This is a genomic window from Wylensekiella montiformis, from assembly GCF_009697385.1.
Lineage (GTDB): Bacteria > Bacillota > Negativicutes > Selenomonadales > Selenomonadaceae > Selenomonas_A > Selenomonas_A montiformis.
Genome location: NZ_VUNL01000008.1, coordinates 20664 through 41006, shown reverse-complemented (window position 1 = coordinate 41006; position 20343 = coordinate 20664). Strand labels below are relative to the sequence as shown.

21 protein-coding genes, 1 tRNA gene, 1 riboswitch and 1 other annotated feature are annotated in these 20343 nt (G+C 52.4%); of the genes, 17 read left to right on the top strand and 5 right to left on the bottom strand.

Annotated features, from left to right (window positions below):
• The first annotated feature begins 20 nt into the window (after positions 1–20).
• From cysS to FYJ78_RS07955, 8 genes are all read left to right on the top strand, one after another.
• Positions 21–1457 carry a cysteine--tRNA ligase gene (cysS, locus tag FYJ78_RS07990; RefSeq protein WP_154620892.1) on the top strand — a complete coding sequence of 479 codons (1437 nt, stop codon included), beginning with the start codon at positions 21–23 and terminating at the stop codon, positions 1455–1457.
• The gene (locus FYJ78_RS07985) at positions 1454–1954 is read left to right on the top strand and encodes a Mini-ribonuclease 3 (protein WP_154620891.1); all 501 of its coding nucleotides are present in this window, start codon (positions 1454–1456) and stop codon (positions 1952–1954) included. Before cysS ends, FYJ78_RS07985 begins: the two co-directional genes overlap by 4 nt.
• A complete protein-coding gene (gene thyX / locus FYJ78_RS07980; protein ID WP_154620890.1) occupies positions 1951–2667 on the top strand; it encodes an FAD-dependent thymidylate synthase in 717 nt (238 codons plus the stop codon). The genes FYJ78_RS07985 and thyX overlap by 4 nt, the downstream gene beginning before the upstream one ends.
• Before the next feature lie 56 nt (positions 2668–2723).
• Positions 2724–3593 (top strand): 23S rRNA (guanosine(2251)-2'-O)-methyltransferase RlmB, encoded by an 870-nt coding sequence (gene rlmB / locus FYJ78_RS07975; RefSeq protein WP_154620889.1) that lies wholly within the window; start codon positions 2724–2726, stop codon positions 3591–3593.
• Between the two features lie 183 nt (positions 3594–3776).
• Positions 3777–4526 (top strand): RNA polymerase sporulation sigma factor SigH, encoded by a 750-nt coding sequence (sigH, locus tag FYJ78_RS07970; protein WP_154620888.1) that lies wholly within the window; start codon positions 3777–3779, stop codon positions 4524–4526.
• 60 nt (positions 4527–4586) lie between these two features.
• Positions 4587–4729: riboswitch (molybdenum cofactor riboswitch) on the top strand.
• A gap of 95 nt (positions 4730–4824) precedes the next feature.
• On the top strand, positions 4825–5628 hold the full coding sequence (modA, locus tag FYJ78_RS07965) for a molybdate ABC transporter substrate-binding protein (protein WP_154620887.1): 804 nt from the start codon (positions 4825–4827) through the stop codon (positions 5626–5628).
• On the top strand, positions 5628–6299 hold the full coding sequence (gene modB / locus FYJ78_RS07960) for a molybdate ABC transporter permease subunit (protein ID WP_408014437.1): 672 nt from the start codon (positions 5628–5630) through the stop codon (positions 6297–6299). Before modA ends, modB begins: the two co-directional genes overlap by 1 nt.
• The gene (locus tag FYJ78_RS07955; protein WP_154620885.1) at positions 6290–7333 is read left to right on the top strand and encodes a sulfate/molybdate ABC transporter ATP-binding protein; all 1044 of its coding nucleotides are present in this window, start codon (positions 6290–6292) and stop codon (positions 7331–7333) included. The genes modB and FYJ78_RS07955 overlap by 10 nt, the downstream gene beginning before the upstream one ends.
• A 16-nt stretch (positions 7334–7349) precedes the next feature.
• On the opposite strand, the gene FYJ78_RS07950 is transcribed toward FYJ78_RS07955, so the two are convergent.
• Both FYJ78_RS07950 and FYJ78_RS07945 read right to left on the bottom strand, forming a co-directional pair.
• Positions 7350–8228: a polysaccharide deacetylase family protein gene (locus FYJ78_RS07950; RefSeq protein ID WP_154620884.1), complete on the bottom strand. Its 879-nt coding sequence runs from the start codon at positions 8226–8228 to the stop codon at positions 7350–7352.
• Complete coding sequence (locus FYJ78_RS07945) at positions 8228–8671, bottom strand: sporulation-specific protein 15 (protein WP_154620883.1); 444 nt, start codon at positions 8669–8671, stop codon at positions 8228–8230. Before FYJ78_RS07945 ends, FYJ78_RS07950 begins: the two co-directional genes overlap by 1 nt.
• Before the next feature lie 144 nt (positions 8672–8815).
• On the opposite strand from FYJ78_RS07945, the gene FYJ78_RS07940 reads away from it, so the two are divergent.
• From FYJ78_RS07940 to crcB, 5 genes are read left to right on the top strand one after another with little or no spacing between them, the layout of a single operon-like run.
• Positions 8816–9688, top strand: a complete 873-nt coding sequence (locus tag FYJ78_RS07940; protein ID WP_154620882.1) for an ABC transporter ATP-binding protein — start codon at positions 8816–8818, stop codon at positions 9686–9688.
• Positions 9688–10425, top strand: a complete 738-nt coding sequence (locus tag FYJ78_RS07935; protein WP_154620881.1) for an ABC transporter permease — start codon at positions 9688–9690, stop codon at positions 10423–10425. Before FYJ78_RS07940 ends, FYJ78_RS07935 begins: the two co-directional genes overlap by 1 nt.
• Before the next feature lie 33 nt (positions 10426–10458).
• On the top strand, positions 10459–11277 hold the full coding sequence (locus FYJ78_RS07930; RefSeq protein ID WP_154620880.1) for a metal ABC transporter ATP-binding protein: 819 nt from the start codon (positions 10459–10461) through the stop codon (positions 11275–11277).
• The gene (locus tag FYJ78_RS07925) at positions 11261–12103 is read left to right on the top strand and encodes a metal ABC transporter permease (RefSeq protein WP_328597681.1); all 843 of its coding nucleotides are present in this window, start codon (positions 11261–11263) and stop codon (positions 12101–12103) included. Before FYJ78_RS07930 ends, FYJ78_RS07925 begins: the two co-directional genes overlap by 17 nt.
• A 34-nt stretch (positions 12104–12137) precedes the next feature.
• Entirely contained in the window at positions 12138–12530 is a 393-nt protein-coding gene (gene crcB, locus FYJ78_RS07920; protein ID WP_328597680.1) for a fluoride efflux transporter CrcB, read from the top strand.
• 148 nt (positions 12531–12678) lie between these two features.
• Here the strand turns inward: crcB and FYJ78_RS07915 are convergent.
• A tRNA-Arg gene (locus FYJ78_RS07915) sits at positions 12679–12753 on the bottom strand.
• A 136-nt stretch (positions 12754–12889) separates the two neighbouring features.
• On the opposite strand from FYJ78_RS07915, the gene FYJ78_RS07910 reads away from it, so the two are divergent.
• Positions 12890–13177 (top strand): late competence development ComFB family protein, encoded by a 288-nt coding sequence (locus tag FYJ78_RS07910; RefSeq protein WP_154620878.1) that lies wholly within the window; start codon positions 12890–12892, stop codon positions 13175–13177.
• 88 nt (positions 13178–13265) lie between these two features.
• On the opposite strand, the gene FYJ78_RS07905 is transcribed toward FYJ78_RS07910, so the two are convergent.
• Both FYJ78_RS07905 and FYJ78_RS07900 read right to left on the bottom strand, forming a co-directional pair.
• Positions 13266–14450 (bottom strand): aminotransferase class I/II-fold pyridoxal phosphate-dependent enzyme, encoded by a 1185-nt coding sequence (locus FYJ78_RS07905; RefSeq protein WP_154620877.1) that lies wholly within the window; start codon positions 14448–14450, stop codon positions 13266–13268.
• Positions 14450–14929 carry an Lrp/AsnC family transcriptional regulator gene (locus tag FYJ78_RS07900; RefSeq protein ID WP_154620876.1) on the bottom strand — a complete coding sequence of 160 codons (480 nt, stop codon included), beginning with the start codon at positions 14927–14929 and terminating at the stop codon, positions 14450–14452. Before FYJ78_RS07900 ends, FYJ78_RS07905 begins: the two co-directional genes overlap by 1 nt.
• Before the next feature lie 57 nt (positions 14930–14986).
• Positions 14987–15189: a binding site (T-box leader), on the bottom strand.
• Positions 15190–15380: 191 nt separating this feature from the next.
• Between FYJ78_RS07900 and FYJ78_RS07895 the strand changes: the two genes are divergently transcribed.
• The 3 genes from FYJ78_RS07895 to dhaM all read left to right on the top strand — a co-directional run bounded on the left by FYJ78_RS07895 (position 15381) and on the right by dhaM (position 20323).
• Positions 15381–15890, top strand: a complete 510-nt coding sequence (locus FYJ78_RS07895; protein ID WP_235899947.1) for a NanQ anomerase/TabA/YiaL family protein — start codon at positions 15381–15383, stop codon at positions 15888–15890.
• A gap of 92 nt (positions 15891–15982) precedes the next feature.
• On the top strand, positions 15983–19762 hold the full coding sequence (locus tag FYJ78_RS07890) for a phosphoribosylformylglycinamidine synthase (RefSeq protein WP_154620874.1): 3780 nt from the start codon (positions 15983–15985) through the stop codon (positions 19760–19762).
• A gap of 174 nt (positions 19763–19936) precedes the next feature.
• On the top strand, positions 19937–20323 hold the full coding sequence (gene dhaM / locus FYJ78_RS07885; RefSeq protein ID WP_154620873.1) for a dihydroxyacetone kinase phosphoryl donor subunit DhaM: 387 nt from the start codon (positions 19937–19939) through the stop codon (positions 20321–20323).
• Positions 20324–20343 lie beyond the last annotated feature (20 nt).

Here is a 20343-nt window from a genome sequence, read left to right as displayed (position 1 = left end):
ATGGATTGCGAGGAGAAATTATGCTGAAAGTTTACAATACGATGTCACGTCAAAAAGAACCGTTCAAGCCGCTGGAGGAAGGGAAGGTCAGCATTTATTGCTGCGGAGTAACGCCGTACAATCATCCGCATATCGGCAATGCCCGCCCGTTCGTCACATGGGACGTAATCCGCCGGTATTTTTCGTCCAAGGGGTATCAGGTTCGCTATATCCAGAATTTTACGGATGTTGATGATAAAATCATCCGGACGGCGAAGGAGGAAGGCCTTTCGTGGAGTGACATATCCGGCCGTTATATCAAGGCCTATTTTGAAGCCATGGATGCGCTCAACGTTCGGCATGCCGATGTGTACCCGCGTGTCAGCGAAACCATTCCGGATATCATTCGTATGGTTCAGACTCTGGTGGATAAAGGATATGCTTATGCTGTGGAAAATGGGGATGTGTTCTACAGCGTGGAAAAATTTGCGGGGTATGGGAAACTCAGCGGGCGCAAGCTGGAGGATATGCAGGCCGGTGCGCGCATCGAGGTGGATGAGCGTAAGCATCATCCCATGGATTTTGCGCTTTGGAAAGCTGCCAAGCCGGGAGAGCCGAGCTGGGAGAGCCCGTGGGGAAATGGACGCCCGGGCTGGCATATTGAATGTTCGGCGATGTCTCTCAAGTATCTGGGGGAAACGTTTGATTTCCATGGCGGCGGAAGTGATCTTATTTTTCCGCATCATGAGAATGAAATCGCTCAGTCGCAGGCATGCATTGGCGATGATCACAGTTTTGCCAGATATTGGCTGCATAATGGCTTTATTACCATTCACAATGAAAAAATGTCAAAATCCCGGAATAATTTCTTTACCGTTAAAGACATTTTGCAAGAGTATTCTGGAGAAGTGGTCCGGTTCTTTATCCTCCAGACGCATTACCGCAGTCCGCTGGATTTCAGTGACGAACGCTTGAAAGAAGCGCAGACCAGTTTGGGACGTCTGGCCAATACACAGGAGTACATTCAGGAATTGGCAGATAAGACCTGGCCGTCCGCCAAAGAGCGTGAGTCGGAACTCGTCCGGAAAGCGGCAGAGTGCCGGGCTGCCTTTGACGAGGCGATGGAGGATGATTTCAATACGGCGCTGGCAATCAGCCAGATGTTTGCGCTTTCCAAAGAAATCAATATCTATTATCAGGAAGTGGCAAATTCCGGTAAGGGATTTGATGCGGAAGCTTTTGCGGAGGTAAAAGGCATTTGGGATGATATGGCTGATATTCTCGGCCTTTTCGAACAGAAAAAAGGTGCAGAGGACGACGGCCTGACGGAAAAACTTATGTCGCTGATCGCAGCGATCCGGCAGGAAGCGCGGCAAAATAAGAACTGGGCGCTGGCCGACCGCATCCGCGATGATCTCAAAGATCTTGGTATTGTTCTTGAAGATACGCCGAACGGGGTACGGTGGAAACGCATATGAAGTTTGGACAATTACAGCGTCTGGTTGCGATGATGTTCGAGCCGGACGGCGAGGGCGGCATTCGCGAGCGTTATGATGCGGCAGAAGTGCGGCAGATGAATCCATTGGTTTTGGCTTATATCGGCGATGCCTGGTTCCATCTTTTTGTACGTACGCGGCTGCTTTCTTATGAGCAGGCTCAGGTACGGGCTTTGCATATGTTCAGCATGCAGATCGTCTCGGCTGTGTGGCAGCATCGGGCGTATCTCGGCATTGAGACGATGCTTACAGAAGATGAAAAAGGGATTTACCGCCGCGGGCGCAATGCCAAAAGCCACGCACCACGCAGCGCCAGCGTAGCAGAGTATCACTCCAGCACAGGATTTGAGGCGGTTCTCGGCAGCCTCTATTTGTCCGGACAGGAAAAAAGGCTGCGGGAAATCGGCGAAGCATCGTTTCAAGTGATTGCCCGTGCCATGATGAAGAAAATTGGGAAACATAAGGAGAACAAACGATGAAGGTTAAACTTCTGGAATATACACCGGATCCGGAACGCGTTGTTGCCATGGCGGCCCGTTTGTGCTATTCGGCCAGTGGAGCAGAGGAACTGGCCGACCGTATGGATGATGCCGTGGTAAAAAAAATGGTTCGCAAGATGGTAACGATCGGGCATGGATCGACGCTGGAGCATGTTTCTTTCACCTTCGGCATTGAAGGCGTGAGCCGTGTACTTACCCATCAGTTGGTGCGCCACCGTATCGCGAGTTATGACCAGCAGTCGCAGCGCTATGTGGCCGCCCATGGATTTGAATATATCGTGCCGCCGTCGATTGCAGCAAAGCCGGAGGCCAGGGCATGCTTTGAGCGGATCATTGCGGAGATTCGCAACACTTATGATGTGCTGACGGATATGGGCATCCCGAAGGAAGATGCACGGTATGTCTTGGCGAATGCGACAGAGACGAAGATTCTTGTCACGATGAACGCGCGCAGTCTGCTTCATTTTTTCAACCTGCGCTGTTGTAATCGGGCACAGTGGGAAATTCGGGAAATGGCCTATAAGATGCTGGCGGAGGTTAAGAAGGTAGCGCCGGCGCTCTTTTTCCGTGCTGGTGCGACTTGTATTCAGACGGGCTCCTGCCCGGAGGGAGAGCTGACTTGCGGACGGTTTTCTGAGATGATGAAGCGGCGGGAGGCCGAAGCTTCATCGGATTTGCTGCAGGAAAAGTAACAGACGGGCCGGACGACGAGAGCCGGCAGAATGGTCGAGTGATTCGGGAGGCGTACATGCAGCGTAACTCAAAAAAAGGCGAATGGGAAGAAAAGAAAAAGCAAAAACGAAACAATCGGAACAAACCGATAGAAAAACATGATTTATCTCGTACGGAAGGGAAAAAACTCCCGGAGGATGTACTTATTGGACGCAATGCAGTGATTGAGGCGCTGCGGTCAGAACGGGGCATCAATAAGATTTTGCTGGCCGAGGGCGATCGGGCGGGGAGCGTAAAGGAGATTCTTTCGCTGGCCAGAGAGCGAGGCATCGTGGTGCAGTCGGTCAACCGGTCAAAACTGGAAGCTTTGGCGGGGGGGATGCGGCATCAGGGCGTTCTGGCGTATGTATCGCCTGTTGCGTATGCGGAGCTGGAGGATATTCTGAAACGGGCTGCAGAAAAGGAAGAGCCGCCTTTTCTTTTACTGCTGGATGAATTGGAAGATCCGCATAATCTTGGTGCGCTGCTGCGTACGGCTGATGCTGCTGGCGTTCATGGTGTTTTGATACCGAAGCGGCGCAGTGTACCGCTGAACGCGACGGTGGCCAAAACTTCTGCCGGAGCCGTGGAGTACGTTCCGGTTGCCCGGATCGGCAATATTTCACAGACCCTGCGCGAGCTCAAGCAAAAGGGAATGTGGGTGGCCGGCGCAGACATGGGCGGAGAGCAGACTTATTATGAGGCGGATCTTACAGGCCCGCTGGTTTTGGTGATTGGCAGCGAAGGACATGGCATGTCACGTCTGACGCGGGAGCAATGTGATTTCGTTGTCCGAATGCCGATGGCCGGCCGGATTAATTCTCTCAATGCATCTGTGGCGGGATCGATTCTGATGTACGAAGTGATGCGGCAGCGTCTGTTGAAGCGGAATGGATCCAGATCGTAAGGTATTCCCGCTTGAGGCGATGCGACGATCGCTTTTTGGGAAGATTTTTTAATCCTTTGCTCTTTGATGGGAAAATGGTCCTAGTTGGTTCCTTGACGATAACAACAAAGAGGGAGTATAATTTTTTTATTGAGAGAAGCAACAGACGGAGAAACAGGCGTTTTCAACAAAGGGGAAAGTGCAATGGATGCAGAACCAACTACAGAGAGTTTACACGATGAACTGTATGGGGATTTTGATAAGCTTAACGACGAGGAAATTCTTCTGCGGATCAAGGACAAAAACGATAAAGTTGCTCTCGACTATCTGATCAATAAATATCGCAATTTCGTGCGTGCCAAGGCGCGTTCTTATTTTTTGATAGGTGCGGACCGCGAGGACATCATTCAGGAAGGAATGATCGGATTTTATAAGGCCATCCGCGATTTTCGCAACGATAAGCTTTCTTCGTTCCGGGCCTTCGCGGAGCTGTGTGTCACGCGGCAGATTATTACAGCCATCAAGACAGCGACGCGCCAGAAACACATACCGCTGAATTCCTATATTTCCTTGAACAAGCCGATTTATGATGAGGATTCGGATCGTACCCTGCTGGATGTTTTGTCCGGAGCAAAAGCGGCGGATCCTGAGGAACTGGTCATCAGCAGGGAAGAGTTTGTAGATATTGAGAAGAAGATGGAGGAGATCCTTTCTGACTTGGAGTGGAAGGTACTCATGAGTTATCTGGACGGAAAATCCTATCAGGAAATTGCGGAAGAGCTCCATCGTCATGTCAAATCCATCGACAATGCGCTGCAGCGTGTCAAGCGAAAACTGGAAAAGTATATGGAAAACCGTGGGGATGAGCTGGATATTAATACCGTTTACCGCGGTCTTAGCTCCATCAACCGTCGGCTGAGAGGCGTGAGGGACGACGATGGGCTGAGTCATTGAGAGACGCACAGGCGTCTCTTTTTTGTCTGTGAGGTTGCGGCAGAGACAGCCTATCGTTTATAATAATAATGTCTCCGAGCGAAAGCCGCTACGGCATCTTCATCTGCTATGCGGTTGAGCCTGTATCCTTTTTTGCGATGCACTGGGCGGCAGAAGAAATTCTGGCACCTTCCTTATTGAAAAGGAGCACGATATATCAAGCGCGTTATGGGTGGAGGAAGTGCGCCCGTTGAACGGCTGTTTTTTTGTGCAAAGTACAGGGAGACAGCCGTTTTTTGTGTTTAGGAAAGGGGAGCTTATGAAAACGATATGGGTGAGAGCAGGAATCGTGATTCTGCTGGCAGCGGCTTTGCTGGCAGCAGGCTGCGGCGGTCAGCAGGAGGCGGATTCGTATTCTTCTCCGGTCGGACAGACTGAACTCCATGTCTCGGCGGCAGCGAGTCTGACCGATGCGATGAAGGAACTGGCTGCGGAGTATGAAAAAGCGCATCCAGAGGTAAAAATTGTATTCAATTTTGGCAGTTCGGGCGCGCTGCAGCAAGCCATTCAGAATGGGGGCGAGAGCGATCTTTTTTTCTCAGCGGCCCAGAAACAGATGGATGCACTGGCCAAAGACGGTTTGATTGCCGATGGTACGCGCCGGGATTTGCTTCGCAATGAAGTGGTTCTGATTGTACCCGGGGACGGCGGTGCAGTTGTCCGTGACTTTCGTCAGCTGACGGAAACAGGGATAAAGCATATTGCGCTCGGGGAACCGAAAGGGGTGCCGGCTGGTCAGTATTCCGAAGAAGTGCTGAAAAATCTGGGGCTTCTCGATGCCGTAAAGGCAAAAGCGGTTTATGGTTCGGATGTACGGCAGGTTCTTTCCTGGGTGGAAGCGGGAGAGGCGGACTGTGGCATGGTTTATGCCACGGATGCTGCGGTGTCGGATCAGGTCCGGGTAGCAGCAAAGGCTCCCGATGGCTCGCATAAGCCGATTGTTTATCCGGCTGCGGTCCTCCGTGACGCAAAGCAGGCGGCTTTGGCGAATGATTTCCTAGCATTTGCCGGCAGTGATGCAGGGCTTCGGATTTTCGCAAGATTTGGATTTGAGGTCGAATGATGGAACTTTCCCCGCTGATTATTACGTTAGAGACAGCTGGTGCTGCAACGCTGGTTACGTTCTTTGCCGGTATCGGTTTGGCGCTGGCAGTGATCCGTATGAAGCGTTTTCAAGGGCTGGCTGATGCGGTCCTTACGCTGCCAATGGTTCTCCCGCCTACTGTTGTCGGTTTTTTCCTTCTCCTGTTGCTGGGCCGGCGCAGCGTCATGGGCAAGTGGCTGCTTCAATGGGATATTACGCTGGTCTTTACCTGGAAGGCGGCCGTTATCGCGGCGGTTGTCGTTTCTCTGCCGCTTATGTACCGTACAGCCCGGGGGGCGTTTGAGCAGGTTGCCTCGGATTTCATCGATGCGGCCAGAACGCTGGGGATTTCAGAGTGGCGCATATTCTGGCGCCTTTTGATTCCGAATGCCAGATCCGGCCTTTTGGCCGGGCTTGTCCTTTCTTTTACCCGGGCTTTAGGGGAATTTGGCGCGACGATTATGTTTGCCGGCAACATTCCCGGTGTGACACAGACCATGAGTACGGCAATATATGCAGCGGTTCAGGCGAATGATTATGATCTGGCCTTTCATTGGGCGATTGTTATTGTCGTGTTTTCCCTGTTTTTTGTTGTGCTGATGAACTGGTGGATATCGCGAAACAGCAGGAGGGCGGTCAAATGGAACTGAGTGTGCAAATTCGTAAAAAACTCCGCGATTTTGAACTGGATGTTGCCTTTGAGACAGGAAGTGAAGTGTTTGCCCTGCTTGGGGCTTCGGGCTGCGGCAAGAGTATGACGCTCCGTTGTATCGCGGGAATTGAGACGCCGGACTGCGGGCGTATCGTGCTGAATGGCAGGACGCTTTATGACAGTGCTCAGGGGATCTGTCTTAAACCGCAGCAGCGGCGGGTGGGCTATTTGTTCCAAAATTATGCGCTGTTTCCGAATATGACCGTAGCCGAGAACATCCGGTTTGCCGCTTCCGGCAGCCGTGAAGAGCAGGAAAAGAAGGTAAAGGAGAATCTGGTTCGGTTTTCTCTTGATGAATTGCAGGATGCGTATCCGGCGGAACTTTCAGGCGGGCAGCAGCAGCGCGTCGCTTTTGCCCGTATTCTGGTCTCGCCGGCAGAGCTTTTATTGCTTGATGAGCCTTTTTCCGCACTGGACGGGTATATGAAATGGCAATTGGAGATGGAGCTTTCTGAGGTGCTGAAGTCCTATGATGGGGCTGCCCTGTTGGTTTCGCATGACCGGGGGGAAGTTTTTCGTCTGGCGGATAAGGCGGCGGTCATTCACCGGGGAAAAATGGAGCCCGTGCATACAAAGCACGGGCTCTTCCGCCAGCCGGATACGCTGGCTGCGACGATCCTGACCGGCTGCAAGAATATCACGCAAGCCAGGCGCCTGGATATGCACCATATTTATGCGGCTGATTGGAATATGGTGCTGGAGACGGAGCAGGAGGTTCCGGCGAATGTTCGTTATGCCGGGGTACGAGCGCATTTTCTCCATCGCAGTCGGGAGATGGAGCCGAATGTGTTTCCCATGGATGTGATACGAGTTATCGAAGATACGTTTTCTTATCTGATTATGGTTCGGAGAAAAGGAATGCAGGGGCGAATGATTTGCTGGGAGGTACCCAAGGAGGAGTGGGAACCATCGGTTTCTGCGGAATTGTTCCTGCGATTTCCGGCCGATGAAATCATGCTGATGGAGCGATGATCCGGCTGAAGGGTTATCAGGGCTGAGGCGTCATCGGCGTGATAACGCCAAAGGTGAAGCCTTTTTCCTTGAGAATGTGCAGAATCTCCGGCAGCGCCTTGACGGTTTCTTCATGTCCTTCGGAGCAGTGCATGAGGATGATGACAAAATCCTTTTGATTGGTCTGGCCGTCGATGTTGTCGATAAAATCCTGTGCAGTTGGATGACCGGGCGCGGCATCGGCCGAGCTGACATTCCAGTCATGCTCGGAGTAGCCGGCATCGGCAAGCGCCGGCGGATAGGATGCGGTAAAATGCCCGGGGACTCCGCCGGGAGCACGGAGAATCAAGGGGCGGACGCCGATGATTTCCCGGATGACCGCATCGGTCTTCTGCATATCCGAGAGGAACGCAGCGGGAGAGGCATACAGTGTTTTGTAGTTATGACTGAAGCTGTGATTGCCGATGGCATGATGTTCTTCAAAGATGCGCCGGAGAACTTCCGGATGAAGCTGGGCATGCTGCCCGGTCACATAGAAGGTAGCCGGTACATGGTTTTCCCGGAGAATATCAAGAATGGCGGGCGTATTCTTGTCGTCCGGGCCATCGTCAAATGTCAGGTAGGCAATTTTTCCCTCATGGAACGGCGTGAGTGCAGGCATCCTGGTCGGGAGACTGCGCTCGCGCCGTTCTTCGATTGTAAGCGCGTCATAAACAGGGACAGTGGGATCGTCCAGCTGAAGATTCGACAGCGTATCGTCGGCCAGCACGTATCCGGGTGGTTCCTCCGCGGATTTTGCTGTGCTGCCGTCCGAATCGGCAGAGGACGGAGTCATCCCGCTGCTGCATCCGCTGGTGACGAGAAGCAGAAACAACAGAATCAGAAGGCGGCCAAAAGAAGGGTTATGCGTGTTCATCAGGGACGGATACCTCCTTGCGGATTGGCTGCGGCTTCATCCATTTCGCGGCGCAGACCATCGTAAAACTGTACCAGTCCGCTGATAATCGCCCGACGGTTGTTTTCACCGATTTTGACGCCTTTTTTGAGTTCCCGTGTGGTTTCCATGATATTGCCGATCGTCAGGATATAGTTGTATTCTTCTTCGAGAATGGATGCTGCATCAAGCGGCGGCAGGCAATGCACCTCACCAGTCAGTTTATCGTACTCGTTTCTCAGGTCACGCAGGTTTTTTTTCTGCGTCAGGGCAAGGCTGAGATTGGATTCGCGGATGCGGGACAAGCCCTGATTGATTACATTACGCAGCGTGTGAATGCGGTGAATCCGTTTCTGCAGCGCGGCAAGTTCCCGGCGTGTTTTGATGGATTCGGACGGAGCGGGTGGGATTTGTTCCTTCGACATGTTTACATCTCCTTATCAATTCTGATAGAATCTATTGTAGCGGAATTTTGTCGGAAAGTCCAAGGGCTTGACGACTTTGCTACAATAAAGACGATGCCAGGCAGAAAGGCGGGAAAGCGGGAGCATATGCCTGCAGGAGGCAGCATGATAACAATTGATCAGTTGGTAAAAACCTTTCCCCATCGGACAAAGGCGGGGAAAAAAGGAGAAAAGACGGCGGTAGATCATCTTTCGCTGGACATTCATGCGGGGGAGATCTTTGGCCTGCTCGGGCCAAACGGCGCAGGCAAGACGACGACCATCCGCATGCTTACTATGCAGATACGGCCGACAAGCGGCAGAATTTTTTATGACGGTAAAGAGCTGAAGACCCATGCCCAAGAGTTGAAGAGCCTTATCGGTGTGGTGCCGCAGCATGTGAATTTCGATCAGGATCTGACCGTTGGTGAGAATTTGGAGCTGCATGCCCGTCTTCATCATCTGTCCCGTGCAGAACGCAGTGCAAGAATCCGGGAGCTGCTGGACTATGTGGAACTTTCTGAGGTTGTCAATGACGGCGTAAGACGTTTGTCCGGCGGGATGAAGCGCAGACTTCTGATCGCTCGTGCATTGATACACCGTCCGCGCATTCTTTTTCTTGATGAGCCGACGGTAGCGCTGGATCCACAGGTCCGGCGCCGGATTTGGGAGATGATACGGCGTTTGGCCCGTGAAGGCGTGACTGTTTTTTTGACCACACATTATATTGAAGAGGCGGAGATCCTGTGTGACCGGGTGGCAATTCTCAATCAGGGGCGGCGGATTGCGCTGGGGGCGCCGAAGGCGCTTTGTGAGAAACTGGGGCGCTTTACGGTGGAATGGGAAACGGATGAAGGGCGTTCGTATCGTTTTTTCCCGAACCGGCAGTGTGCCGCAGCGTTTGCCGCGGAGCAGGAAGCAGAAGGCGGCCTGCAGATCCGTCCAACCAATTTGGAGGATGCCTTCATCGATTTGACTGGACGGAAGGAGGGGCTCTGATGCTTTATGATATCTGGACGGTCTTTTGGCGCGATTGGATTGTACTGAAACGGCGGATGACGAAGTTCATCTTATCCCGCATGGTCGCGCCGATGCTTTATCTGATTGCCTTTGGCTGGGGGCTGGGACGCAGTATTCAGGTGGATTCGGGAACGTATCTGGATTTTCTCGTGCCGGGCATTCTGGCGCTCAACTCCATGAACATCAGTTTTAACAGCATTACGCCGGTTCATGCGGAACGTATTTATCATAAGAGTCTTGAGGAATATATTTTGGCGCCGATTTGTCCGGATGCCTTTGTGTTGGGAAAAGTCCTGGCAGCGGTGTTGCGGGGACTGATTTCGTCGGCCATCATCATTCTTTTATCGCTGGCCTTTGGCGCGCATTTCTTTATCACGCCGCTTTTTGTTTTTGTGCTGATTCTCAATGGTATGATTTTTGCCGAAATCGGATTTCTGGCCGCGATGAAAATCAGAACGTATGAGGAAATGGGTCAGGTGAATACGTATATTTTGCTGCCCATGTCCTTTCTGTGCGGGACCTTCTTTTCGACGCAGGCTCTTCCGGAACTGGTCCGCTGCTTTATTGAACTTTTGCCGCTGACTCATACGAGCTTTTTGCTTCGCAGCATTGGAAGCGGAGCTGTGCCGTCTTTGTATTCCGTTGCCGTGCTTTTTGTTTATGCGGCGGCTGGTTTGTGGCTGGGCAGCCGTTCCTTCCGCAGGCTGACCCGGTAATTGCTGCTGGAATCGATAGATAAGGAGAAACTTTTGTTTAGAACAATCATGCATCATCATGCCGCATCCAGTGAGGATTGCGCGAAGCTGTGCTGTACGAAAATCGAGAATTTTTCAGTAAAAATCGGACGAATGACGATCCTGGACCAGGTGAATCTTCATATTCACTGCGGCCAGCTGACGGCGGTAATCGGTCCGAACGGGGCAGGGAAAAGCACTTTGCTGAAAGCTGTTCTGGGTGAAATTCCTCATCAGGGAACCCTGCATTATGTTGACGCCAAGGGAAAGCATACCGGGCATCCGGTTATTGGCTATGTGCCGCAGTACCTTCGTTTTGATGTCAGTGCGCCGATCAGCGTGATGGATATTTTTATGGCTTGTCTATCCAATCGGCCGGTATGGATTTTTCCGACCAGGCCGCTTCGCCGCCGTGTGCTTCGCAGTCTGGCGCGTGTACATGCCGACCATTTGATCGACCGCCGTCTGGGGGCGCTTTCAGGCGGCGAACTTCAGCGTATATTGCTGGCGCTGGCCCTTGATCCGATGCCGGATCTTTTGCTTCTGGATGAGCCGGTATCCGGTGTGGATCAAAACGGACTGGAGCTTTTTTACGAGATTTTATCAGAGCTTCGCGCGAAAGAAGATATGGCGATTATTCTGATTTCGCATGATCTGAACATGGTGGCGCGGCATGCTGATCAGGTGGTTTTGCTGAATCATGGTGTAATTACCAGTGGAACTCCGGAAGAAGTGTTTGATGATGGACGCACCAGAGAAATGTTTGGCATGTTGACCGGCGGTTCCTTTGGACAGTGGAAAGGGAGGGGGGATGACTGTGGAAATCCTTTATGACATCATGAATATGCTGCTTCCGTTTGAATGGGCGGAGCATACCTTTATGAAGAATGCGTTTCTGGCGATTTTGCTCGTGACGCCTTTATTCGGACTGCTCAGTACCATGGTCGTTTCCAATCGCATGGCATTTTTTTCGGATTCCCTTGGACACGGAGCCTTTACGGGGATTGCGATCGGCGTATTGCTTGGCTTTGCCTCGCCGCTTACGTCCCTCATGGTATTTTCCGTCGGATTTGCCTTGTTCATTACCTATATTAAAACGAAAAGCACGGCTTCTACCGATACGATTATCGGTGTGTTTTCTTCTACGGCCATTGCACTTGGCCTGATGCTTATGAGCCGGGGGGGCGGGTTCAATAAATTTTCCACTTATCTGATCGGTGATGTACTGAGCATTACACCGGAGGATCTGCAGACACTGCTCCTTGTCGCCCTGTTTGTGCTGGTCGGCTGGGGGGCTTTATTCAACCGATTGCTGATCCTGTCGATCAATCCTTCCTTTGCGCGCAGCCGGGGGATTCCCGCTTTATGGGTGGACGGCATCTTTGCGTCTCTTTTGGCGCTCCTTGTCTCGATCAGCATCCAGTGGGTGGGGATTCTGATTATCAATGCGTTGCTGGTTCTTCCCGCAGCCGCGGCGCGAAATGTGACCAATAACGTCAAACAATACCATGCTGTTTCCGTTTTGGTGGCGATGCTGTCCGGGGTCAGTGGGTTGATCGTTGCTTATTACTTTAATATGGCTGCAGGAGCGACAATCGTTGCGATCGCAGCGGCCATTTTTTTTGTTACCATGCTGCTGAAGCCGCGGTTTATCCGGTGAGTGGCGGCAGCTTGAAAGAATATGAGGGGGTCGCATGATGCAGAATGCAGGACTGGTCTTTTTTGGCGGCGGGCTTGGCGCCGTGTGCCGCTATCTGGTAACGACGCAGATCGGTGCCCGGTTCGGTACGATGTTTCCGTGGGGAACGCTGTCTGTCAACTTGCTTGGCAGCCTTTTGATGGGCTGGATCCTGGGGCTCATTCTCTTGCTGACGGAGCGGACTGGATCAGGTCTGGGAGAAGCTGCCCGTCTTTTGCTGACAGTCGGGTTTCTTGGAGGCTTTACTACGTTTTCCTCGTTCAGTATGGAAACGCTTACGCTCCTGCGCGGCGGGAGTTTTTTTTACGCACTGGCGAATATCGGTATGAATGTGATATTGGGACTTCTGGCCGCCTGGCTGGGACTGTCCCTGTCACGGATGCTTTGAGCAAAGTCCGGCTGCTGTTTTTCTGCTGAAATACTTCTGCCTGTATGCGAAAAAGCCCTGTAAAACAGAGTAAAATCTGTCTTACAGGGCTTTTTCTATCGGATACATTCACGCGAATATAGACGCGTCAATGTCACTGGACACATATTGGTGCGCTCGGGCAGAGTCGAACTGCCGCTTTCGGCTCCGGAGGCCAACGTCCTATCCACTGGACTACGAGCGCACATAATCTTTAACAACAATAAATACTATATCATAACAGGCTTGTCTTGTCAAATGAATAAATTTTTTATCATTCGGGGTTTTGGGAGTGAATCATGGTATAATGAAAAAGGATGGAAAGGAGAGGAGGTATTATTATGGAACTAAAGAATTATATGGAAGAAGTGGTGCTTGGGAAATTGGATGCGGTACTGTCCAAATATCCGGGCTGCTGTACTTGTGAGCAATGCCGGCGGGACATTGCATCCTTGGCGTTGAACCATTTGCCGCCGCTTTACATATCTTCTTCCAAGGGAAACGTTTATGCGCGTATTGCCGAGATGAGTACACAGTATGAGGTCGAAGTGATTCAGGCGATTGCCAGAGCCGTGGAAAGCGTCAGCAAGCATCCGCGTCATGAGGCGGCTGATGGTGTATCAGAATAAAACAAAACGACATGTCCGGAACGTGGAGTGAACCGGATCATGTCGTTTTTGATGTTTTGTGCAGGAGGACTGCTTTTTGTCTCGCCGGTCAGCGGCGGTGGTTCCGCAGAAAGTTTTCCATGCGGTTCAATGCTTCGGAAATTTTGTCGATTGAAGTCGCATAGGAACAGCGCACGTGTCCTTCTCCGCAGCTGCCGAAGGCGCTGCCCGGGACGAGGGCCACATGTTCGGCTTTCAGCAACGCTTCGGCAAATTCATTGGACGTGTATCCGGTCGATGCGATGCTGGGGAAGATATAAAAAGCTCCTTTTGGTTCAAAACATTCCAGTCCCATTTTTGTCAGACCGTCATAGATCAGACGGCGACGCCGGTCGTATTCGCTGACCATATTTTTCATGTATTTTTCCCCATGGCGCAGGGCTTCTACTGCTGCGATCTGAGCTGTGATCGGAGCGCACAGCATGGTATACTGATGAATCTTGGTCATGGCGGCGATGATGTCGGGGTTGCCGAGCGCGTAGCCGATACGCCAGCCTGTCATGGCATAGGCTTTGGAAAATCCATTGAGCAGGATGGTGCGCTCCTGCATGTTCGGCAGGGAAGAAAAGCAGACGTGTTCTTCTTCTCCATAGGTCAGGTCACCGTAGATTTCATCAGAGATCACAATGAGATCGTGTTTTTCTGCAAAATCGGCGATAGCCAGTAGATCTTTGCGGGTCATAATGGCACCGGTCGGGTTGTTGGGATAGCCGATCAGCAGCACTTTGGTGCGCGGCGTGATATGCTGTTCCAGCTCCTCAGGGGTGATGCGGAATTCCTTTTCGATTTTTGCCGGCACAGCTATGGGTACTCCGCCGGCCAGAATGGTGCAGGCTTGATAGGAGACATAGCATGGCTCGGGAATCAGCACTTCGTCACCGGGAGACAGAATGGCACGCATAGCGATATCCAGCGCTTCGCTGACACCGACCGTCACCAAAATGTCCGTTTGAGGATCGTAATCGGTCTGATACACCTGATGATAGCGCCGGGCGATTTCTTCGCGGAGCTCCAGAAGTCCGCGGTTAGCGGTATAAGAGGTGTAGCCTTGTTCGAGCCCGTAGACGCAGCTTTCACGGATGGACCACGGAGTCACGAAATCAGGTTCTCCGACACCGAGTGAGATGACATCGTCCATCTGTGCGGCGATATCGAAAAATTTGCGGATGCCGGATGGCGCAATGGAACGGACGCCGGGGGATAACCGGTCATTCCAATCGTTTTTCTTTTCCATTATGGAGTCACCACCAATCTGCGATCGCGTTCTTCATTATCGATAATAATGCCGTCTTTTTTGTAGGGCTTCAGCATAAAGTGACTGCGCGTCGCTGTGACGCCGTCAATGGTCGAGAGGCGCTTGGCCACAAAATTGGCGACATCTTTTAAGGATTTGCCTTCGATGATGACCATGAGATCGAAGCTGCCGCTCATGAGATAGACGGTACGGACTTCCTCAAAGCGGTAGATGCGTTCCGCAATGGCATCGAACCCGACTTCCCGCTGCGGAGTCAGATTGATTTCAATGACTGCCGTAACCGTGTCGTCGCCGAATTTTTCCCAGTTGATCAGTGTATTGTAGGAAAGGATGATCTTGTTTTTCTCCAGTTCCTTGATGTCTCTTTCGACTTCATATTCGCTGCGGTGCAGCATGGATGCCAGCTCGCTGACTGGCCGGCGGGCGTCATGTTCCAGCAGTTCTAATAGTTCGCGCATAAGGATTCCTCCCAGTTTTTCTTTCAACATTAACAAATCAATAAAAGCCCTCGTCCTGTAAAGGACGAGGGCTTATTCCCGTGGTACCACCTTAATAGGACCCGCAGGTCCGCTCTTGATGCCTTAACGCGGCATACGGCGGGGCTTTAGAGGCTCCGCGGCTCGTGAGCAGCATTCTCTGTCTTTTTCCAGCGGTTCGCACCAAACACCGTCTCTCTGAAGGAAAAGGGGACAGATACTCGTTCAGTCATAGCCTGATTTCCTATCGATATATCGTAATCATAGCACAAAATTGCGATTTTTGGCAAGTGTTTTTCCATTTTGCCGTTTACTGTGAGATGTTTTTTTTCATCGGGGAGGTCTGGCCCTGCGGGATTTCGCGACTTGCAATACGCAGTGGTTTTGGGTACAATGATAATGGAATCTGGTGTACTGGAACACTGGATTTTCCATGAGTGAGAAAATAGACAGGGAAGAGGGATATGGCATGTTTATCGGCAGCATGGATTCGCTGGAAAAGAGCCGGGTGGATTATCCGGAGCAGATTCAGAAGGCACTGGCTTATCTGCAGTCCCGGGATTTCACGCAGATGAAAGATGGCCGGTATCCGATTGATGGGGATCGCTGCGTGGCCAATCTTCAGCGGTATATGACGCGCAGTCATGAGGACTGTCGTCCGGAAACGCATCGCAAGTATGTGGATATTCAGTATGTGGTCGAGGGGGAAGAATATATGGGCTGGTGCCCGCTCAGTCCCGATCTGCGTATCACTTCTGAATACGATGCACAGCGCGATGTGACGTTTTATGAATCTTTGGTTCCGGACAGCAGTGTGGTGCTGTCGCCCGGTCGTTTTGCCGTGCTTTATCCGGAGGACGTTCATTGCCCTCAGTGTGCGGTGGAGGATGTGCCGGGACAAGTGACTAAGGTTGTGGTCAAGGTCGCGGTGGATAGTTTGTGATAAAATAGGCACAGTGGTCGGGGACTGCTGTGCCTGTTTATCTATAATCGAGTAAGCTTTATGTTTTTTCAGGTTGGAGGAAAGGATCGCGAATGACGGTAAGAAGAATTTTTGTAGAGAAAAAGCAGGGATTTTTTGACGTTCCGGCTCAGCAGCTCTGCAGCGACATCAAAGAAACGTTTCAGCTTGAGGGCTTGAAGGCAGTCCGGATGATTCATCGGTATGATATAGAGGGGCTGACGGACGAGGAATATAATGCAGTCCGGTCAGTGGTCTTTTCCGAGCCGCCGGTTGATGTTGTCTATGAGGAAAAGCTGCCGCATTTTGCGAATTCGCGTATGTTTGCCGTTGAGTATCTTCCCGGTCAGTATGATCAGACGGCAGATTCGGCGGCGCAGTGCGTTCAGCTGGTCACGCAGAAGGAGCGTCCGCGCATTGCGACGGCTCGCGTCATCGTTCTTGTGGGCGATGTGGATCGCGAGGTGTTTGAGAAAATCAAGGCGTATTGCATCAATGCGGTAGAAAGCCGGGAGGCTTCGCTGGCGAAACCGGAATCCCTGGACCGCCATTATGAGGAACCCGCGGATGTCGAGATTCTGGACTCATTCAATCAGATGGGCGAAGAGGAACTTCAGGCATTTATGGATGCCCGGGGCTTTGCCATGAGTTTTGAAGATCTGCGGTTCTGTCAGCGGTATTTCCGTGATACAGAAAAGCGGGCGCCGACGATCACGGAGCTTCGCGTTATTGATACGTATTGGTCGGATCATTGCCGTCATACGACTTTTACGACGGCAATCGACATGGTGGATATTGAGGACGGTTATTTTTCTCCGTCCATTACCAAGGCTTATCATAAATATCTTGAGGACCGCAAGGACATCTATGGCAGCAAGCTTCGCGATGTGACGCTGATGGATATTGCTGTGATTGGCATGAAGGCGCTGCGGAAGCAGGGACTGCTGGAGGATCTGGATCAGTCGGAGGAAATCAATGCCTGCAGTATCGTTGTTCAGGCGGATATCGGGGGGAAGCCGGAAGAGTGGCTGGTGATGTTCAAGAATGAAACACACAATCATCCGACAGAGATTGAACCCTTTGGCGGTGCAGCTACCTGTCTTGGCGGCGCGATCCGCGATCCGTTGTCCGGTCGTTCCTATGTTTATCAGGCGATGCGTGTGACTGGTGCGGCGGATCCGCGCCGACCTTTGAGCGATACGCTGCCGGGCAAGCTCCCGCAGAAGAAGATTACGCTGGGGGCGGCTGCAGGATACAGCTCTTATGGCAATCAGATCGGACTGGCGACCGGTCAGGTGCGTGAGGTTTACCATGAGGGGTATCTGGCAAAACGCATGGAAATCGGTGCAGTGATTGCGGCGGCGCCAAAAGTCAATGTCGTGCGCGAACGGCCGGAAGCCGGCGACCTCATCGTACTGGTCGGCGGCCGGACTGGCCGTGACGGCTGCGGTGGTGCAACGGGGTCGTCCAAGGAACATACAGAGGAATCCCTGACGGCCTGCGGGGCGGAGGTTCAGAAGGGAAATCCGCCAACTGAGCGGAAGATACAGCGTTTGTTCCGCAATCCGAAAGTCAGCCGCATGATCAAGCGCTGCAACGATTTCGGCGCGGGCGGTGTTGCCGTGGCTATCGGCGAACTGGCAGACGGGTTGGTTATTGATCTGGATGCCGTCAAGAAAAAATATGCCGGATTGGACGGCACGGAGCTGGCCATTTCCGAATCGCAGGAGCGTATGGCCGTTGTCCTTGCTCCGAAAGATTTGGCTGATTTTGTCCAGTTTGCTGATGCGGAGAATCTTGAAGCAACCGAGGTGGCTCAGGTTACTGCTTTGCCTCGTTTGATCATGAAATGGCGGGGAAAGCCGATTGTTCAGATGAACCGCGAGTTCCTCGATACGAACGGGGTCCGTCAGCATGTTACCGCGACGATTCCGATGCCGGACGAAACAAAGCGGTATCTCCATCGCATTCCTGAGGCAGTGAAAGCCTGCGGATCCGATCTGGAGAAGGCGTGGACGGTGAACCTTCAGGATCTCAATGTCTGCAGCCAGAAAGGTCTGGCCGAGCGTTTTGACTCGACGATCGGCGGCAATACCGTACTGATGCCGTTCGGCGGCCGCCGCCAGCTGACTCCGGCTGAGGGTATGGTTGCCAAACTGCCTGTGATGGGAGCGGAAACCAATACAGCCACGGCGATGACTTTTGGCTTGAATCCGGATTTCATGGAGTGGAGTCCTTTTCACGGTGCCGTGTATTCGGTCGTTGAAGCCGCAGCAAAGATGGTGGCGCTCGGCGGCCGGGCGGATAAAATCCGGCTGACGTTCCAGGAATATTTTGAGAGTCTGGGCAAAGATCCGAAAAAATGGGGCAAGCCCTTTGCCGCATTGATTGGTGCGCTGTGGGCCCAGCATGAAATGGAAATCCCTGCAATCGGCGGCAAGGATTCGATGTCCGGGACGTTTGAGCATATCCACGTTCCTCCGACGCTGGCTGCTTTTGCTGTAGATGTTATGCCCGCGGATTCTGCTGTATCACCGGAGTTTAAGTACCCGGGCAATAAGGTTTATCTGGTACCGGCGCCGAAAGATGAACAGGATTTGCCTCAGTTCGATAAAATGCGCAGAAACTGGGCAAAAATCAGCGCGATGACTGCGAGCAAGAAGGTGCTTGCTGCTCAGAGCATCGGTGTTGGAGGCATTGCGGCGGCCGTTACCAAAATGGCGTTGGGCAATGGCATTGGGTTCCGGTTTACTTCTTTTATCCCGCGGGAGGACTTGTTCCAGCCGGATTATGGCTCTATTCTGTTGGAGGCAGCGCCAAACACGGATGTATCTTCCCTGCTTGCCGGTACGGGATATCGTGAACTGGGCGAGACTACAGATGGGCCAAGTATTGTTTGCGATTCCTCCGTTATTATGCTGTCGGACGCGGAGCGGGCTTATACGATGCCGCTGGAGAAGATTTTCCCGACGCAAGTAAAGACGCGGAGTCAGGAGAAAGCCGTTTATGCACCTTATGATAAGGGGACGCGCATTTCCGGTCAGCTTCATTTGGTTCGACCCAAGGTGCTGATCCCGGTATTCCCGGGGACAAACTGCGAATATGATTCTGCCCGCGCATGGGAACGGGCAGGGGCTGATCCACAGACACTTATTGTTCGCAATCTGACGCCCAGCGCGGTCGAGGAGACGGTGGAGGCACTGGTCAGAGGCATCCGGGAGGCGCAGATTGTCATGCTGCCGGGAGGGTTCAGCGGCGGTGATGAACCAGATGGATCCGGTAAATTTATCGCTGCGATGTTCCGCAATCCGCGTATTCGCGATGAGGTTATGACATTGCTCAATCAGCGGGATGGCCTGATGTTGGGAATCTGTAACGGATTTCAGGCTTTGATTAAGCTGGGGCTGGTTCCTTATGGCGAGATTCGTGATCTCAATGTACAGTCACCGACGCTGACGCACAATAACATTGGCCGTCATGTTTCCTGCATGGTTCGTACGAGAGTGGCATCGAACCTGTCGCCGTGGTTTAATAATGTGAAAGTGGGCGACATTCACACGATTGCCGTATCACATGGCGAAGGGCGCTTTGTAGCGGATCAGGAAGTTATTGCAAAAATGCGTATTCGCGGTCAGATCGCTACGCAGTATGTAGATGAGGTGGGAAATCCATCGCTGGCTATTCCGTTTAATCCGAATGGTTCAGTCAATGCGATTGAGGGAATCACCAGCCCGGACGGTCGCGTTCTGGGCAAGATGGGCCATTCGGAGCGTATCGGTGCTGATGTGGCCCGCAATGTTCCGGGGAGCAAGGACCAGCAGCTCTTTGAGGCAGGCGTGGCATATTACCGGTAAGCGTTCATTTTGTGAAGGCCGGCAGAAAAGAAGATAGGTCTGAGTCTTTTCCGTAAGGGAAAGGCGTCCTGATGGGGTTGGGCATGAGTTTTCGGGATTTTGACTTGTGCATCAGCCCCCTTTTATTGCTGTTTTTGCCTGATGCATGAGGCGGAGGAAAGAGGAGGAGTTTTTATGGTGGGGCTTGTCATTGTATCGCATAGTATGAAGCTGGCTGAGGGCGTGCGTGAACTGGCTGGTATGATGGCCGGAACTGTGCCGGTCGGGATAGCGGGAGGATTGGAGGATGGCTGCCTTGGTACCAGCTACGACAAGATCTGGCAGGCAATTGATGCGGTGCATGGGCCGGACGGCACAGTGATTCTTGCCGATATCGGCAGCGCTGTCCTGACGGTGGAGGCGGTTCTTGAGGAGCATCCGGATGAAAAGCTGATTCTGGCGGACTGTCCGCTGGCTGAAGGCGCCGTGCTGGCGGCAGTTGCAGCTGCCGGCGGCGCTGATGCTGAAGAAGTTGCCCGGCGGGCAGAAGAAGCAAGGGCGATGAAAAAGATCAGTGAGTGAGTTACAGTCGTTTCTTGACG